The organism is Streptomyces sp. NPDC048392 (genome assembly GCF_043200575.1).
In the GTDB taxonomy this organism is placed as follows: domain Bacteria; phylum Actinomycetota; class Actinomycetes; order Streptomycetales; family Streptomycetaceae; genus Streptomyces.
On the sequence record NZ_JBICYB010000068.1, the window covers coordinates 1 to 16,452 of the forward strand.

General features: G+C 70.6%; 16 protein-coding genes and 1 pseudogene. 8 read left to right on the forward strand and 9 right to left on the reverse strand.

Features of this window, described 5'->3' with window-relative positions; all coding sequences use genetic code 11:
- Positions 1-73: 73 nt before the first annotated feature.
- The 3 genes and pseudogenes from ACGFYH_RS36140 to ychF all read right to left on the reverse strand — a co-directional run bounded on the left by ACGFYH_RS36140 (position 74) and on the right by ychF (position 2,269).
- On the reverse strand, positions 74-511 hold the full coding sequence (locus ACGFYH_RS36140; RefSeq protein WP_393807410.1) for a hypothetical protein: 438 nt from the start codon (positions 509-511) through the stop codon (positions 74-76).
- Between the two features lie 120 nt (positions 512-631).
- Positions 632-817: pseudogene (locus ACGFYH_RS36145) on the reverse strand (transporter); the annotation flags it as partial.
- Positions 818-1,180: 363 nt separating this feature from the next.
- Positions 1,181-2,269, reverse strand: coding sequence for a redox-regulated ATPase YchF (gene ychF / locus ACGFYH_RS36150; protein WP_393807411.1), 1,089 nt, complete (start codon positions 2,267-2,269; stop codon positions 1,181-1,183).
- 187 nt (positions 2,270-2,456) lie between these two features.
- Here ychF and ACGFYH_RS36155 point away from each other — a divergent pair, with 187 nt between their 5' ends.
- Entirely contained in the window at positions 2,457-3,056 is a 600-nt protein-coding gene (locus tag ACGFYH_RS36155) for a DUF6542 domain-containing protein (protein WP_393807412.1), read from the forward strand.
- A gap of 45 nt (positions 3,057-3,101) precedes the next feature.
- Here the strand turns inward: ACGFYH_RS36155 and ppgK are convergent, their stop codons facing one another.
- Complete coding sequence (gene ppgK, locus ACGFYH_RS36160) at positions 3,102-3,842, reverse strand: polyphosphate--glucose phosphotransferase (RefSeq protein WP_393807413.1); 741 nt, start codon at positions 3,840-3,842, stop codon at positions 3,102-3,104.
- Positions 3,843-3,871: 29 nt separating this feature from the next.
- A complete protein-coding gene (locus ACGFYH_RS36165) occupies positions 3,872-4,897 on the reverse strand; it encodes a 4-hydroxy-3-methylbut-2-enyl diphosphate reductase (RefSeq protein WP_393807414.1) in 1,026 nt (341 codons plus the stop codon).
- Between the two features lie 128 nt (positions 4,898-5,025).
- On the opposite strand from ACGFYH_RS36165, the gene ACGFYH_RS36170 reads away from it, so the two are divergent.
- The 3 genes from ACGFYH_RS36170 to ACGFYH_RS36180 all read left to right on the forward strand — a co-directional run bounded on the left by ACGFYH_RS36170 (position 5,026) and on the right by ACGFYH_RS36180 (position 7,962).
- Positions 5,026-6,408: an APC family permease gene (locus ACGFYH_RS36170; RefSeq protein ID WP_393807415.1), complete on the forward strand. Its 1,383-nt coding sequence runs from the start codon at positions 5,026-5,028 to the stop codon at positions 6,406-6,408.
- A 72-nt stretch (positions 6,409-6,480) separates the two neighbouring features.
- Entirely contained in the window at positions 6,481-7,689 is a 1,209-nt protein-coding gene (xseA, locus tag ACGFYH_RS36175; protein WP_393807416.1) for an exodeoxyribonuclease VII large subunit, read from the forward strand.
- A 9-nt stretch (positions 7,690-7,698) separates the two neighbouring features.
- Positions 7,699-7,962, forward strand: coding sequence for an exodeoxyribonuclease VII small subunit (locus ACGFYH_RS36180; RefSeq protein WP_393807417.1), 264 nt, complete (start codon positions 7,699-7,701; stop codon positions 7,960-7,962).
- Between the two features lie 6 nt (positions 7,963-7,968).
- On the opposite strand, the gene ACGFYH_RS36185 is transcribed toward ACGFYH_RS36180, so the two are convergent.
- On the reverse strand, positions 7,969-8,190 hold the full coding sequence (locus ACGFYH_RS36185) for a DUF4287 domain-containing protein (RefSeq protein WP_393807418.1): 222 nt from the start codon (positions 8,188-8,190) through the stop codon (positions 7,969-7,971).
- 677 nt (positions 8,191-8,867) lie between these two features.
- Between ACGFYH_RS36185 and ACGFYH_RS36190 the strand changes: the two genes are divergently transcribed.
- The gene (locus ACGFYH_RS36190; RefSeq protein WP_393807419.1) at positions 8,868-9,458 is read left to right on the forward strand and encodes a malonic semialdehyde reductase; all 591 of its coding nucleotides are present in this window, start codon (positions 8,868-8,870) and stop codon (positions 9,456-9,458) included.
- A gap of 77 nt (positions 9,459-9,535) precedes the next feature.
- Here ACGFYH_RS36190 and ACGFYH_RS36195 read toward each other — a convergent pair whose 3' ends face one another.
- Positions 9,536-10,069, reverse strand: a complete 534-nt coding sequence (locus tag ACGFYH_RS36195) for a DUF4245 domain-containing protein (RefSeq protein WP_393807420.1) — start codon at positions 10,067-10,069, stop codon at positions 9,536-9,538.
- Between the two features lie 125 nt (positions 10,070-10,194).
- On the opposite strand from ACGFYH_RS36195, the gene glpX reads away from it, so the two are divergent.
- Positions 10,195-11,226 carry a class II fructose-bisphosphatase gene (gene glpX, locus ACGFYH_RS36200; RefSeq protein WP_393807421.1) on the forward strand — a complete coding sequence of 344 codons (1,032 nt, stop codon included), beginning with the start codon at positions 10,195-10,197 and terminating at the stop codon, positions 11,224-11,226.
- Between the two features lie 343 nt (positions 11,227-11,569).
- Here the strand turns inward: glpX and ACGFYH_RS36205 are convergent, their stop codons facing one another.
- Together ACGFYH_RS36205 and ACGFYH_RS36210 are read right to left on the reverse strand one after the other, a co-directional pair.
- Entirely contained in the window at positions 11,570-11,947 is a 378-nt protein-coding gene (locus ACGFYH_RS36205; RefSeq protein WP_393807422.1) for a WhiB family transcriptional regulator, read from the reverse strand.
- A gap of 104 nt (positions 11,948-12,051) precedes the next feature.
- The gene (locus ACGFYH_RS36210) at positions 12,052-12,759 is read right to left on the reverse strand and encodes a DUF1707 domain-containing protein (protein ID WP_393807423.1); all 708 of its coding nucleotides are present in this window, start codon (positions 12,757-12,759) and stop codon (positions 12,052-12,054) included.
- Between the two features lie 220 nt (positions 12,760-12,979).
- On the opposite strand from ACGFYH_RS36210, the gene ACGFYH_RS36215 reads away from it, so the two are divergent.
- Together ACGFYH_RS36215 and ACGFYH_RS36220 are read left to right on the forward strand one after the other, a co-directional pair.
- On the forward strand, positions 12,980-14,656 hold the full coding sequence (locus ACGFYH_RS36215; RefSeq protein WP_393807424.1) for a fumarate hydratase: 1,677 nt from the start codon (positions 12,980-12,982) through the stop codon (positions 14,654-14,656).
- A gap of 224 nt (positions 14,657-14,880) precedes the next feature.
- Complete coding sequence (locus ACGFYH_RS36220; RefSeq protein WP_393807425.1) at positions 14,881-16,293, forward strand: M28 family peptidase; 1,413 nt, start codon at positions 14,881-14,883, stop codon at positions 16,291-16,293.
- The last annotated feature ends 159 nt before the right edge of the window (positions 16,294-16,452 follow it).

Consider the following 16,452-nt stretch of genomic DNA (forward strand, 5'->3'; position numbering starts at 1 on the left):
GGGACCAGAGTTCGTCAGGAACCAACCGCTTCGACAGATCAGCACTCACGACCGACATCATGCCGCACGAGCATCACGCCACGTGAGACAACCTCTTATCGAGCTTCCTGCCGAGCTCCCCGTTGATGCCGAGGGAAGACTGATGCAAGTAGAAGCCCTTCAGACACGCCGCCGCGGCCGACAACGCGGAACGACCGTAGGGGCGCTTGCCGACCCGCCACGACTCCCCGAGCGGCATGCGGACATCGGCACCGACCATGCCCATGTACCGTTCCAGATCCGGCAGTTGGACCGTGGTGAAGGCCAGGCACTCCCGCTCCAGCCACCGCAGGTGGTCCACCAGCAGATACGCGTACGTCCTCTGTGTTCCCGAACCATCATGCAGACGCAGAAACAGGTCCGCCTCCGCATGGACCGTCCCCTCGGGCCACACGATCGTCCATGACCGCCGCCCGTCCTTCCGCTCGATCTGCTGGACCCGCAAGTCCCCGACCACCACATGCCGTGCCACTCGTCCTCCGTACCGACTCCAGAACATGACAGACGCCCCGGACACGGTCGGTAAACAAGCCTGGGACGTGCTGGTCACAGTCCCAGACGGACATCACGGGCAGGACTACCTGCGGTCGGTAAACTCGACGATCACCGGCGCACCGTTCTCGTCAATCCCGAGCGAGTCGATCCGCCCGCCGTCGACGCAGTCGATCACGTACTCGCTCGCCAGGAACCGCACCCCCAGCATCGTCTCCATGTGCGCCTCGATGAGGCTCTGCACATCCGCCTCGACGTCGGCAAGACGCGGCGTGACCTCAGTCACGCCGCCTTTCGTTGTGTGGAACAGCTTCACGCCCGACTTCCCCCCTCGGCTAGGAGATCGACAACGTCGGGCAGGTGCAGATTTGTTTCCGCACGAGGCCGTGAGGCCGTGAAGAAAGCGTGTGGATGGATCCACCCGTCGCACCGGGTAGCGCACTGTCCGAAACCCAGCACGGGCGTTCCCATCCCATCCCAGCACGATCCCAGCACGGTAGGGATGAGCAGGGGTGATGACAGGTGACGAGGGGTCAGCTATCCCAGCACCATCCCAGCACGGGAAAAAACCAAGGGCCCGACTCCGAAGAGTCGGACCCTCTCTGACCTGGGTGTTTGTCAGATCAGCGACGTGGTGATATGTCAGCGGCTACACGTTGAAGCGGAACTCCACCACGTCCCCGTCCTGCATCACATAATCCTTGCCCTCCATGCGCGCCTTGCCCTTGGCGCGGGCCTCGGCCACGGAGCCCGTCTCGACCAGGTCGCCGTAGGAGATGACCTCGGCCTTGATGAAGCCCTTCTGGAAGTCGGTGTGGATGACACCGGCGGCCTCGGGGGCGGTGGCGCCCTTCCTGATGGTCCAGGCGCGGGATTCCTTGGGGCCGGCCGTCAGGTAGGTCTGCAGGCCGAGGGTGCGGAAGCCGACGTGGGCGAGGGTGGCGAGGCCGGGCTCCTCCTGGCCGACGGACTGGAGGAGTTCGAGGGCCTCGTCCTCGTCCAGCTCGGCGAGGTCGGATTCCAGCTTGGCGTTGAGGAAGATCGCCTCGGCGGGGGCGACCAGGGCACGCTGCTCGTTCTTGAAGTCGTCGTCGGTCAGCTCGTCCTCGTCGACGTTGAAGACGTAGAGGAACGGCTTCGTCGTCAGCAGGTGCAGGTCGTGGAGGAGCTCCGCACGCTCGCTGCCCTGGAGGATGCCGTGGGCGAAGAGCGTGTCGCCCTTCTCCAGGATCTCCTTGGCCTCCTCGACGGCCTTGACCTTGGGCTGGACGTCCTTCTTGATGCGCGACTCCTTCTGGAGGCGCGGGAGGACCTTCTCGATGGTCTGGAGATCGGCGAGGATCAGCTCGGTGTTGATGGTCTCGATGTCGTCCTTCGGCGAGACCTTGCCGTCGACGTGCACGACGTTCTCGTCCTTGAAGGCGCGGATGACCTGGCAGATCGCGTCGGACTCGCGGATGTTGGCCAGGAACTTGTTGCCCAGGCCCTCGCCCTCGCTCGCGCCGCGCACGATGCCCGCGATGTCGACGAAGTCGACCGTGGCCGGGAGGACCTTCTCCGAGGAGAAGATCTCGGCCAGTTTCGACAGGCGGGGGTCCGGGACTCCCACGACCCCTACATTGGGCTCGATCGTGGCGAACGGGTAGTTGGCCGCGAGCACGTCGTTCTTGGTCAGGGCGTTGAAAAGGGTCGACTTGCCGACATTCGGCAGACCGACGATTCCGATCGTGAGCGACACGTTGCGACTTCCCGTACGTGAGGATGCGGAGGGTGGGACCGGGCCAGGCGTGGGCCGGCATGGGCCGATCCACCAGTCTACGGGGTGGCCGGTACCTGCCCCGCCCGGAGTCGAACGCTTGGCCAAGCTCCGGCCGACGGCGTGTCTGTCGGGCTATTCGGCACATAAACCGACCTAAGTTGGTCCAGTGGAGCAACACGGGACGCGACCTGCGCAGTACGGACCGCGACGGAGCCGGGCGGCGCTGCCCCCGCAGGGACGGGGCGGCGCCGCTGCCGCCCGGCCGGTGGGACAGCGTGGCGGCGGAACGGGGCGTGCGGCCGCGGCGCGTCCGGCCCCCGGACCCGTGTCCGGTGCGCCCGTGGCGAGGGTGGTGCGGGCAATGCGCGGGATGCCCAACCCCCGTCTGACGGGTCTGGGCGGCGGTCTGTTCTGCGCGGCCGTGATGCTCGTGCTCGGCTTCCTCGACCAGCTTCTGTTCGGGGCGTCCCTGACCGCGTACGGCGTGCTGTTCGTGCCGGTCAGCCTGCTCACCGCGCTCTGGGTGCGCAGGGGCGACCTGCTGACCGCCCCCGTCGTCGTGCCGATCGCCTTCGCCGTGGGGCTGGTGCCGGTGGCCGAGCGCGGAGACGGTCTCGGCGGCCGGCTGATGGGGCTCGTGACCGCGCTGGCCACCGAGGCGGGGTGGCTGTACGGCGGGACGCTGGTCGCGGGGTCGACCGTGATCGTCCGCCGGATCCGGCTGATGCGGCGCCGGGCCGCCGCCAGGAACCGCCCGCCGGTGTGACGCGTGCGTGTGGCGGGCGGCGGCCCGGCGACGGGGGTGCCCGGCTCAGCCGGCCGCCCGCATCGCCGCCCCCACGATCCCCGCGTTGTTCTGGAGCTGGGCGGGGACGATCTCCGCCTGGATGCCCTCGATGTGGTGCAGGAACTTCTGGGACTTCCGGCTGACCCCGCCGCCGATGATGAACAGCTCGGGCGAGAACAGCATCTCGACATGGGCGAGGTACTTCTGGACGCGGTGGGCCCAGTGCTCCCACGACATGTCGTGATCGTCCTTGACCTTGCTGGAGGCGCGCTTCTCCGCGTCGTGCCCGTCCAGCTCCAGGTGCCCCAGCTCGGTGTTGGGCACGAGGACGCCTTCGCTGAAGACGGCGCTGCCGATGCCGGTGCCGAAGGTGAGCAGGATGACCGTGCCCTCGCGGCCGCGGCCGGCCCCGAAGTGCATCTCGGCGACGCCCGCCGCGTCCGCGTCGTTGACGACGGTCACGTCCAGTCCGCCCAGCCGCTCGCTGAACAGGGCCCGCGCGTCGGTGTCGACCCAGTTCCTGTCGACGTTGGCCGCGGTGCGCACCGTGGCACCGCCCGTCACCACGCCCGGGAAGGTGAGCCCGACCGGACCCGTCCAGCCGAAGTTCTCGACGACCTGCCTGACCCCCTCGGCCACGCCGTCGGGGGTCGCCGGATGCGGGGTCAGCACCTTGCAGCGCTCCTGGGCCAGGTCGCCCCTGTCGAGGTCCACAGGGGCGCCCTTGATCCCGGATCCGCCGATGTCCACGCCGAAGATCTGCATGGCCCCACGTTACGACGGACGACTGACGGTCACGCGCCCGCCGTACCCGCCGTACCGGAGCCGCCCCGCTCCGCCACCAGGGACGCCGCCTCCTCGCGCAGGTCGCGGCGGAGTTCCTTGGGCAGCGAGAAGGTGATCGACTCCTCGGCGGCCTTGACGATCTCCACGTCCTCGAAGCCGCGCCGCGACAGCCACTCCAGGACCTGCTCGACCAGGACGTCCGGGACGGAGGCGCCGGAGGTGACGCCGACCGTGGTGACGCCGTCCAGCCAGGCCGCGTCGATCTCGTCGGCGAAGTCCACGAGGTACGCGTCGCGGGCGCCCGCCTGCTTGGCGACCTCGACGAGCCGCTTGGAGTTGGAGGAGTTGCGCGAGCCGACGACGATCACCAGGTCGGCCTCGGCGCCCATCTGCTTGACCGCGAGCTGGCGGTTCTGGGTGGCGTAGCAGATGTCGTCGCTCGGCGGGGAGACGAGCCCGGGGAACTTGTCCTTGAGGGCGTCGACGGTCTCCATGGTCTCGTCCACGGAGAGGGTGGTCTGGGACAGCCAGACCACCTTCGAAGGGTCGCGGACCTCGACCTTCGCGGCGTCTTGCGGACCGTCGACGAGCTGGATGTGGTCGGGGGCCTCGCCGGAGGTGCCGATGACCTCCTCGTGGCCCTCGTGGCCGATCAGCAGGATGTCGTAGTCGTCGTTCGCGAAGCGGACGGCTTCCTTGTGCACCTTGGTGACGAGCGGGCAGGTCGCGTCGATGGTGGCGAGCCGGCCGCGCTCGGCCTCCTCGTGGACGACGGGGGCCACGCCGTGCGCGGAGAACATCACGATGTTCCCCTCGGGGACCTCCTCCGTCCGCTCGACGAAGACCGCGCCCTTCTTCTCCAGGGTCTGGACGACGTACTTGTTGTGGACGATCTCGTGGCGGACGTACACCGGAGCCCCGTACTGCTCCAGGGCTTTCTCGACGGCGATCACGGCGCGGTCCACACCCGCGCAGTAGCCCCGGGGGGCGGCGAGCAGGACACGGCGGCCAGGCGAAGCAGTCATGGCACCCATCGTAAGGCCGCGTTCGGCGAGTCAAAGATCGCGTGGGTGCGGCGTGGCCGGAGAGACTGACGGGAACGTTCCGAGGCGTGGCCCGACGCGGAGACCGGGGCGAGAACCGAAGCACTGGCGGAGGCACGATGGCGCAGACCGGTACGACGGCCCCCGGGGCCGGTGAGGGACAGCAGCTCAGGCGCAGTCTGGGCTTCAGGGACCTGGTCGTCTACGGGCTGCTGTTCATCGCGCCCATGGCACCGGTCGGCGTGTTCGGCACGCTGGACGCCAAGTCGCACGGCGCGGTGGCCCTCGTCTACCTCGTCGCCACGGTCGCGATGGCGTTCACCGCCTTCAGCTACGCGCAGATGGTGCGGGTGGTCCCCCAGGCGGGGTCGGTGTTCGCGTACGCGCGCGCGGGGCTCGGCAACGGGGCCGGATTCATCGCCGGCTGGATGGCGATGCTGGACTACATCCTGATCCCGGCGGTGGCGTACCTGTTCTCCGGCATCGCGATGGAGGCGCTGGTCCCCGAGGTGTCGCGGTGGGTGTGGACAGCGATCGCGGTGGTCGTCACGACGCTGCTGAACCTGTGGGGGGTGCGTACGGCGGCCCGGATCGGCTTCCTGGTGCTCGCGATGGAGATCGTGGTCCTGGTGGTGTTCGTGGTCACGGCGATCGTGGTGCTCGCGCGGGACGGGGCCGAGCGCGGCTGGCTGTCGCCGCTTTCCGGGGACGGCACGCAGGGGGCGTTCGCGCTGTCGGCGGTGGTCGGCGCGGTGTCGGTGGCGGTGCTGTCGTACCTCGGCTTCGACGCGATCGCCACGTTCGCGGAGGAGGTCACCGGCGGTTCGGCGAAGGTCGCGAGGGCGCTGCTGTTCTGTCTGGCGCTGGCGGGCGTCCTGTTCGTGGCGCAGACGTACCTGGTGGCGCTGCTGGAGCCGGTGTCGTCGGCGCGGTTGGCGGCGGAGCCGGAGCGGCAGGGCTCGGCGTTCTACGACGCCGTGGACGTGTCGGTGGGCACGTGGCTGCATGATCTGGTGGCGGTGAGCAAGGCGATCGGCGCGGCGTTCGCGGCGCTGGCCGGGCAGGCGGCGGCCGGGCGGCTGCTGTTCGCGATGGGCCGCGACCGGCGGCTGCCGGCGGCGCTGTCGCGGACGGATGCCGGGGTGCCGCGCGTGGCGCTGCTGGTGTCGGCCGTGATCACGATGGCGGCGGCGGTGTGGGCGGCCCGCCGGGACGACGGTCTCGACCATCTGGTCTCGGTGGTCGACATCGGCGCGCTGACCGCGTTCACGCTGCTCCACGCGAGCGTGGTGGGCTGGTTCGCGGTCCGGCGCGGCTCGGGCCCGGTGAGCTGGTGGCGGCACCTGCTGGTGCCGGTGCTCGGCGCGGCGATCACCATCGCCGTGATCGTGGAGGCATCGGGAACCGCGCAGGTGGTCGGGGCCGTCTGGCTGGCGGTGGGGTTGGTGGTGCTCGCGGCGCAGTGGAGGGGGCGGCGGGACACGGAGACGGCCGGGGCGTGAGCTCGGGCGGGCTCGGCCGCCGGAACCCGGGTATCAGCGTCGATGTCGGACCCGGCCGTTACGCTCGTGCGCATGGCTGCTCACTCGACTCCCGAAAGCCCCCTGCCCGTCGGTGAGGTGTCACGGCTGATCGGGGGCTGGATCGACCGGCTCGGCGCGGTGTGGGTCGAGGGGCAGATCACGCAGTTGTCGCGGCGGCCGGGTGCCGGTGTGGTGTTTCTGACGCTGCGCGATCCGTCGTACGACATCTCCGTGAGCGTGACCTGCTACCGGCAGGTGTTCGACGCCGTGGCGGACGTGGTCGGCGAGGGTGCTCGGGTCGTCGTGCACGCCAAGCCGGAGTGGTATGCGCCGCGGGGGCAGTTGTCGCTGCGGGCCGCCGAGATCAAGCCGGTGGGCGTCGGGGAGCTGCTGGCGCGTCTGGAGCAGCTGAAGAAGGCGCTCGCGCGCGAGGGCCTGTTCGCGCCGGACCGCAAGAAGCCGCTGCCGTTCCTGCCTCACCTGATCGGCCTGGTGTGCGGGCGGGCGTCGGCGGCCGAGCGGGACGTCCTGGAGAACGCCCGGCACCGCTGGCCCGCCGTCCGCTTCGAGGTGCGCAACGTCCCGGTGCAGGGCGTGCACGCCGTGCCGCAGGTGATGCAGGCGGTGAAGGAGCTGGACGCGATGGACGACGTGGACGTGATCGTCGTCGCGCGGGGTGGTGGCAGCGTGGAGGACCTGCTGCCGTTCTCCGACGAGCAGCTGGTGCGGGCGGTCGCCCAGTGCCGTACGCCGGTCGTCTCGGCGATCGGGCACGAGCCGGACAGCCCCCTGCTGGACCTGGTCGCCGACCTGCGCGCCTCCACGCCGACCGACGCCGCGAAGAAGGTCGTGCCGGACGTCGGCGAGGAGTACGAGCGGGTGCGGCAGTTGCGGGACCGGGCCCGGCGGTGTGTGGCGGCGTTCGTCGACCGCGAGGAGCGGGGGCTGGCCCACGCGCTGGCCCGGCCGTCGATACAGGACCCGCACCGGATGATCGACGAGCGGGCGGAGCAGGTGACGGCCCTCCTCGACCGGGGCCGCCGTTCGCTGCGGCACCACCTCGACCGGGCCGACTCCGAGCTGACGCACACGCACGCGCGCGTGGTGGCCCTCTCCCCCGCCGCGACCCTCAAGCGCGGGTACGCGGTGCTGCAGCGGGCCGACGGCCACGCGGTGCGCGACCCCGGCGAGGTGGAGCCCGGCGAGACGCTGCGGGCGCGCGTCTCCGAGGGCGATTTCTCCGTACGAGTCGACGCATAGGGTGGGTGGATGACCAGCGAGGTGGAGCAGCCGACGGCGATGTCCGAGGCGCTCGGGTACGAGCAGGCACGGGACGAGCTGATCGAGGTCGTCCGGCGGCTGGAGGCCGGCGGTACGACGCTGGAGGAGTCCCTCGCCCTGTGGGAGCGGGGCGAGGAGCTGGCGAAGGTCTGCCGCCGCCGGCTGGACGGCGCCCGGGCCCGCCTGGACGCGGCGCTGGCCGAGGAGGCGGGCCCGGAGGGCAGGGACGGCGACGAGGGCGGGGCCCTCTAGCTGCCTCTAGCCACCCTGGGCCGTGTCCTCGGCCAGGGTGTGCGCGACGAGTGCGTTGGCGTGCCCGTGGCCCAGGCCGTGCTCGTTCTTGAGCCAGGCGACGAGTTCCGTGTGCCTGCTGAGCGGGGAGGAGCGGATGAGTTCCTTCCACTCCGCGACCGGGCGGCCGTACTTCTTCTCGATCGACGGGAAATAGGAGGCCGGGCCCTTCACGGTGCCGCTGCTCATGTCGGTGCGCTCCTTGAAGACGAGTGACGGTGTTCTGCGGTGCAGGACCGCGGACGGCGGGCGAAGTGATCGCCGGACGCCTGTGACCCGCGTCACTCGACCCTTCGTCACTCGATCCACGTCACTCGACCCGCGTCACTCGACCCGCGGCCTGACGACGTGCGGTCACTGCTCCTGCGGCCCGTGTCGCGGCCCAGGGGCCTCCGCCCGCGGTCGGCCGGACCCGGTCGGACAGACCCGGTCAGGCAGACCCGCTCGGCCGGACCCGGTCGGCCGGACCCGGTCGGACAGACCCGGTCGGACAGACCCGCTCGGACAGACCCGCTCGGACAGACCCGGTCGGACAGACCCGCTCGGACAGACCCGGTCGGACAGACCCGCTCGGACAGACCCGGTCGGACAGACCCGGTCGGACAGACCCGGTCAGGCAGACCCGCTCGGACAGACCCGCTCGGCCGGACCCGGTCGGACGCCACCGCGCGGCGACCGAGACCCGCGCCCGCGACGGCCGACGCGGACAGATCACCGTTCGGCACGGATCTCAAAGGCGCCTGTGAAGCGGATCACCGCACCCCACTTTTGGTTGAACGTTGAACTTCCTTGTCGTAGTGTCGTCACCGTCAACGGCTCCCGGCCGCGCCGTGCGGAGCCGACGCACCCCCGGAGAAAGATCACGCATGTCTCTCGTTCTCGACCCCGCCGCCCAGGACCTGCTGTTCCGCGAGGCCCGCACCGCGAACACCTTCACCGACGAGCCGGTGACCGACGAGCAGATGCAGGCGATCTACGACCTGGTCAAGTACGGTCCGACCGCCTTCAACCAGTCGCCGCTGCGCATCACGCTGGTCCGCTCCGCCGAGGCCCGCGAGCGTCTGGTCCGGCACATGGCCGAGGGCAACCGGCCCAAGACCTCCACCGCTCCGCTGGTCGCGATCCTCTCGGCGGACAACGAGTTCCACGAGGAGCTGCCGCAGCTCTTCCCGCACTTCCCCGCCGCGAAGGACGCGCTGTTCAGCGAGCGCCCGGTGCGCGAGGGCGCCGCCACCCTGAACGCCGCCCTGCAGGCCGCGTACTTCATCGTCGGCGTCCGCGCCGCGGGGCTGGCCGCCGGACCCATGACCGGCCTCGACTTCGAGGGCGTGCGCAAGGAGTTCCTGGACGACGACCACACGCCGCTGATGGTCGTCAACATCGGCCGTCCGGGCCCCGACGCCTGGTTCCCCCGCTCCCCGCGCCTGGCGTACGACGAGGTCGTCACCACGGTCTGAGGCACGCGGCACCGTGCACACGACGCAGCCCCCGGCCTCTGGCCGGGGGCTGCGTCGTGGCCGCTTCGTGGCTTGCGTCAGGTCGGCCCGAGCGCCGCCGCCATCTCGCCGAGCCGCTCGAACGACCCGGTGCCGGCCACGACCGTCGTCGCGCCCTTCATGTCCTCGGCATCGCGCAGCACCAGCGCGTCGTAGCGGCCACCCGTGTAACGCGTCCACGTCCGGCCGCCGATCTCCTCGGTCCGCTCGGTGGCCCGCGCCCCCTGGGTGGCGTCCTCGATGAACGCGGACGCCTTCTTCGTGGACTGCTCGATCGTCACGTACTCGCCGTCCGGGGCGCTGAAGCCCAGATGCCAGGCGTCGGAGTCGTCACCCCGGAAGCGGACGGAGGTCGGCTTCCAGTCCTCGGACAGACCCTCCGGCGCGGCCACCGGGTACGACGCGGCGCGCTGAGCGGTGAGCAGCTCGACCCGGTAGTCGACCCGCTTGACGGGGGGTGCGCCGTCGTCGTGCGGGATGAAGATCCAGATCACGCCTGCCGCGAGGACGATGAGCCCGAGGGAGAGGATCATGTCCCGGGCCGACTTCTGCTTGCCTTTCGTACCTGCCACGCCCTCTATCGTCGCAGGTGCCTGATGCGCTCATACGTGGGGTCCCCTGCTCATTTTGTCGGACTGACGATAGAGTCTGAGCACACCCTCATCCGGCCGTCGTCGTATCAGAAAGGTGCGTTCCGATGACCGAGCATCATCTCCCCTCCGAGCTGGACGTCCCCTCAGAGGCCCCCGACCGCAACCTCGCCATGGAGCTGGTGCGGGTCACCGAGGCCGCGGCGATGGCCGCCGGCCGCTGGGTCGGGCGCGGTGACAAGAACGGCGCCGACGGTTCCGCGGTGCGTGCCATGCGGACCCTCGTCCACACCGTCTCGATGAACGGCGTCGTCGTCATCGGCGAGGGTGAGAAGGACGAGGCCCCGATGCTCTTCAACGGGGAGCGGGTCGGGGACGGCACCGGCGCCGAGGTCGACATCGCCGTCGACCCCATCGACGGCACCACGCTGACCGCCAACGGCATGACCAACGCGATCGCGGTGCTGGCCGCCGCCGAGCGCGGCTCCATGTTCGACCCGTCCGCCGTCTTCTACATGGACAAGCTGGTCACGGGGCCGGAGGCCGCCGACTTCGTCGACATCAACGCGCCCGTGTCCGTGAACATCCGCCGGATCGCCAAGGCCAAGCGCCGCACCCCCGAGGACGTCACCGTCGTCATCCTCGACCGGCCCCGCCACCAGGGCCTCATCAAGGACGTCCGGGAGACCGGCGCCCGCATCAAGCTGATCTCCGACGGTGACGTGGCCGGCTCCATCCTGGCGCTGCGCGAGGGCACCGGCATCGACCTGCTGCTCGGCATCGGCGGCACGCCGGAGGGCATCATCTCGGCCTGCGCCGTGAAGTGCCTGGGCGGCACCATCCAGGGCAAGCTGTGGCCCAAGGACGACGAGGAGCGGCGGCGCGCGGTCGACGCTGGCCACGATCTGGACCGGGTGCTGACCACCGACGATCTCGTCTCCGGGGACAACGTGTTCTTCGTCGCCACCGGCATCACCGACGGCGAGTTGCTGCGCGGTGTGCGGTACCGGTCCGAGACGGCCACGACCGACTCGATCGTGATGCGGTCCAAGTCGGGCACGGTGCGGCGGATCGACTCGGAGCACCGGCTGAGCAAGCTGCGGGCGTACAGCGCGGTCGACTTCGACCGGGCGAAGTGACGGTGACTCCGTCGGTTGTGCGGGGCGCCCCCTGAGGCGAGGTGCCGGCTGCGGGGGTGCGGATGCGTCGTGGCTCGTCGCACGGCTCCCCGCGCCCCTCGCGTCGACTGTAACCCCGAGCCGGAAAATGGCCCCGGTCGCGCCCCGAGGCACAGCCGCTGACCGGACACGGCCCCGCGCCCCTCGCGTCGGCTGTAAGCCCGAGCCGGAGAATGGCCCCCGGTCGCGCCCTGTGGCACAGCCGCTGACCGGACAGGGCCCCGCGGCCCTCGGGGGCACGAGCGTCCCGGCGTGACGAGGGCACCCTCGGTGCGGAGAGGGTGCCCTTTCGGGTGCGTGCCTGCTAACCGGCGGCCGCTATGCGGCCCGTCGTGCGGGCGGTGTTCTTGAGTTCCACGTCGCGGCGGCGGCGCCGGGCGAGGACCACGCGGCGTTCGGCGGCGGTGAGGCCGCCCCAGACGCCGTAGGGCTCTGGTTGGAGCAGCGCGTGCTCGCGGCATTCGACCATGACCGGGCAGCGCGCGCAGACGCGTTTGGCGGCCTCTTCGCGGGAGAGCCGGGCGGCGGTCGGTTCCTTGGAGGGGGCGAAGAACAGTCCGGCCTCGTCACGCCGGCACACCGCCTCGGTGTGCCAGGGAGCGTCTTGGCCCCTGTCCCGCACGGGCACCCGCTGGGCCGGAACAGCGGCTACCTGCAGGGACGAACGCGGCGGTTGCAGCACGGTCTACTCCTGACGACGGCTTCGCGAGCGAGAGACGATGCGTCAAGGCTTACCCGTTGTGCGCGCGCCTATGCACTGGGTTTCCAACCGCCGCCGGTGCTCCGCTACAGGTGCTTGCGCAAACCCTTCTCGACCTTGCGGTGCACCCGGTCGAGGATGTCCGCGACGACCTTGCCCCGCCTGGGACGCGCCTCGACGCTGCCCAGCACGGCCCAGCCGTCCACGTAGATGACGGGGGCCTGGGCCTCGGCGGAGTCGAGGGTGTGGACCTCGAAACTGCCGAGGACGCTGCCGCCCGCGCCGCGCACCGACACGTTCTCCGGGACACGCACCTCGACGCTGCCGAAGACGGCGAACGCCTTGATGACGACCTGCTGGTACTCGAAGACCGCCTCGCTGAGGTCTATCTCGACGCTGCCGAAGACCGCGTACGCGTGGATACGGCGGTTCGCCCGCCGGCGGCCCTTGCGGACGGCGCTGCTGAACACCGCCACCACGTTCTCGTCGGGCTCCGCCGGGATGGCGCCCGCGGCGGGGCGGCGGGGAGCCGGGGCGGTGGCGTCCCGGCGAAGCCCGTGGGCGGCGGGCAGGTCCCGGACGAAGACGTCCAGCTCGCCGACGGTCTTGGCGGCCAGCACGCCCTCGACGCGCTCGGCGTGCTCGTCGGCGGTCAGCCGCCCCTCGGCGAGGGCTTCGCGCAGCATGTCGGCGACGCGGTCACGGTCGGTGTCCGAGGCGCGCAGCTCGGAGGTGCGTGTGTCGGCGCCGCGCGGGGCCGCGTCCTGCGGTTGGGCGTGCTTGTGAAGGTCCACGGCGGCAGCGTACCGAAACGCGATAGATCGCGACCAGTCCTGTGGGCAACCTTGTCGAGGACCGGTAGCGGGCGGCCGCGGCGGCCGGGGCCGACTGAGCCTTACCTCACAAGCTCGGCGGCGTGAGCAGGTTTTACGCTGGTTGGCGCTGCCAACGGAGGCCAGCCGTCGTTGCTGAGAGATCCAGCGAAATCCAGCCGCGCGTGATGTCGAGTGAGGAATGGGCGAGATGCCTGAGTTCGCGTACACCGATCTGCTCCCCCAGGGCGAGGACACCACTCCGTACCGGCTGGTGACCGCCGAGGGCGTCTCCACCTTCGAGGCCGACGGGCGGACGTTCCTCAAGGTGGAGCCGGAGGCGCTGCGCAAGCTGGCCGAGGAGGCCGTCCACGACATCCAGCACTACCTGCGCCCGGCGCACCTGGCGCAGCTGCGCCGCATCGTCGACGACCCGGAGGCGTCGGGCAACGACAAGTTCGTGGCCCTCGACCTGCTGAAGAACGCGAACATCGCGGCGGCGGGCGTGCTGCCGATGTGCCAGGACACCGGCACGGCGATCGTCATGGGCAAGCGCGGGCAGAACGTGCTGACGGCGGGCGGCGACGAGGAGGCGCTGAGCCGGGGCATCTACGACGCGTACACGAACCTGAACCTGCGCTACTCGCAGATGGCTCCGCTCACCATGTGGGAGGAGAAGAACACCGGCTCCAACCTCCCGGCCCAGATCGAGCTGTACGCGACCGACGGCGGCGCCTACAAGTTCCTGTTCATGGCGAAGGGCGGCGGCTCGGCCAACAAGTCGTTCCTCTACCAGGAGACGAAGGCCGTCCTGAACGAGTCCTCCATGATGACGTTCCTGGAGGAGAAGATCCGCTCGCTCGGCACGGCCGCCTGCCCGCCCTACCACCTGGCGATCGTCGTCGGCGGCACCTCGGCCGAGTACGCGCTGAAGACCGCGAAGTACGCCTCCGCGCACTACCTGGACGAGATCCCGGCCGAGGGTTCGGCGCTCGGGCACGGCTTCCGGGACAAGGAGCTGGAGGAGAAGGTCTTCGAGCTGACGCAGAGGATCGGCATCGGCGCGCAGTTCGGCGGCAAGTACTTCTGCCACGACGTGCGCGTGGTGCGCCTGCCCAGGCACGGGGCGTCCTGCCCGGTCGCCATCGCCGTGTCCTGCTCCGCCGACCGGCAGGCGGTCGCGAAGATCACCGCCGAGGGCGTGTTCCTGGAACAACTGGAGACCGACCCGGCGCGGTTCCTGCCGGAGACGACGGACGAGCACCTGGACGAGTCCGGCGACGTCGTGAGGATCGACCTCAACCAGCCGATGGACGACATCCTCGCCGAGCTGACCAGGCACCCGGTCAAGACCCGGCTGTCCCTGACCGGCCCGCTGGTCGTGGCCCGCGACATCGCGCACGCCAAGATCAAGGAACGGCTGGACGCGGGCGAGGAGATGCCGCAGTACCTGAAGGACCACCCGGTGTACTACGCGGGTCCGGCGAAGACCCCGGAGGGGTACGCGTCCGGGTCCTTCGGTCCGACGACGGCCGGGCGCATGGACTCCTACGTGGAGCAGTTCCAGGCGGCGGGCGGCTCCAGGGTGATGCTGGCCAAGGGCAACCGGAGCAGGCAGGTCACCGACGCGTGCGACGCGCACGGCGGCTTCTACCTGGGGTCGATCGGCGGTCCGGCGGCCCGGCTCGCACAGGACTGCATCAAGAAGGTCGAGGTCGTCGAGTACGAGGAGCTCGGCATGGAGGCGGTCTGGAAGATCGAGGTCGAGGACTTCCCGGCGTTCGTCGTGGTGGACGACAAGGGCAACGACTTCTTCCAGGACCCGGCGCCGCAGCCGACGTTCACGAGCATTCCGGTGCGGGGGCCGGGGCTGGCGTAACTTCTCGTCACTCCTCGGCAGCAGGCCGGTCCGGCTACGTCCGGGCCGGCCTTTCACTTCCCTCCCTCCGTCCGGATAACGAACAGATGGTTCTTCTTTCGGACAACCTGCCCTCCCGGACGTCCGTTCCGTTGACTGACTCGACTTCCGCTGTGAGTCTTTCGCCGCTCCAACATGCACATGTCATGCGTGGCCACCCCTCAGCCACTTCTGGAGGACCAAAGGTGAAACGAAGATTCGCCGTGGCGAGCCTGTCCCTCGCCGTCGTGCTCGGCCTCGGCACACTCCCCGCCGTCGCCGCCGACGCCGCGCCCACCGCCCAGTCGCCCGACGTCGACGTGGCGAGGGTGAAGGCGCACCTGACCGAGCTGAGCTCCATAGCCGGACGCAACGGCGGCACCCGCCGCTCGGCCGGCCAGGGCTACCGCGACTCCGTCGCCTATGTGAAGGGCAAGCTGCAGGCAGCCGGTTACACCGTCACCGAGCAGCCGTGCACCTCCGGTTGCAGCAGCGGCGCCGGCCCCAACCTGATCGCCGAGTGGCCGCACGGCGACACAGGCAACGTGTACATGTTCGGCGCCCACCTCGACAGCGTCTCGGCGGGCCCCGGCATGAACGACAACGGCTCGGGCTCGGCCGCCCTCCTGGAGAACGCCCTGACCCTGGCGCAGCAGAACCCGACGATGCGGGGCCGGGTCCGCTTCGCCTGGTGGACCGACGAGGAGCAGGGACTCAACGGTTCCGACTTCTACGTCCGCTCGCTCTCCTCGGCGCAGCGGTCCGCGATCACGGCGTACTACAACTTCGACATGGTCGCCTCCACCAACGGCGGCTACTTCGTCAACCACGTCGCCTCGGCCGCCGCCGCGCCGATGAAGGCGTACTGGGACTCGCTGGGCCTGCAGCCCGAGGAGAACACCGAGGGCGCCGGGCGCAGCGACGACTACTCCTTCGAGCAGTACGGCATCCCGACCTCCGGCTACGCGATGGGCGCCAGTGCCCGCAAGACCTCCGCGCAGGCCGCCAAGTGGGGCGGCACCGCCGGGTCCTCGTACGACCCGTGCTACCACCGGTCGTGCGACAACCTCGACAACATCAACACACCCGGCCTGAACCGTGCGTCGGACGGCATCGCCTACACCATCTGGCAGCGGGCCGTGGACACCGGAGACGGTGACGGCGGTGGCGACGGTTGCGACACCGATCCCGTCGCCAACGGCGGTTTCGAGAGCGGCAGCTCGCCGTGGACCGGGGACACCGGCACCATCGGCGCCCACTCGGGCCAGGCGGCGCACACCGGGACCCGCTTCTCGTGGCTCGCCGGTTACGGTTCCACGCACACCGAGTCGGTCGGCCAGACGGTGACCGTGCCGGCCGAGTGCACCCGGCTGACGTACTGGCTGCACATCGACACCGACGAGTCGGGGTCGACGGTGTACGACACCTTCAAGGTGAAGGCCGACGGCACCACGCTCGCCACCCTGTCCAACGTGGACGCCCGGAACGGCTATGTGCAGCGCACGGTCGACCTCGGCGCCTACGCCGGCCGGCAGGTGGCCCTGAGCTTCACCGGCAGCGAGGACGGCAGTCTGCAGACCGGCTTCGTCCTGGACGACGTGAGCCTGCGGGAAGGCTGACCCGCCGGGGGGGGGGGGGCCCCCCCGGGGGGGGCCCCCCCCCCCCCCCCCCCCCCCCCCCCCCCCCCCCCCCCCCCCCACCCCCCCCCCCCCCCCCCCCCCCCCCCCCCCCCCCCCCCCCCCCCCCCCCCCCGCCCCCCCCCCCCCCCACCCCCCCAC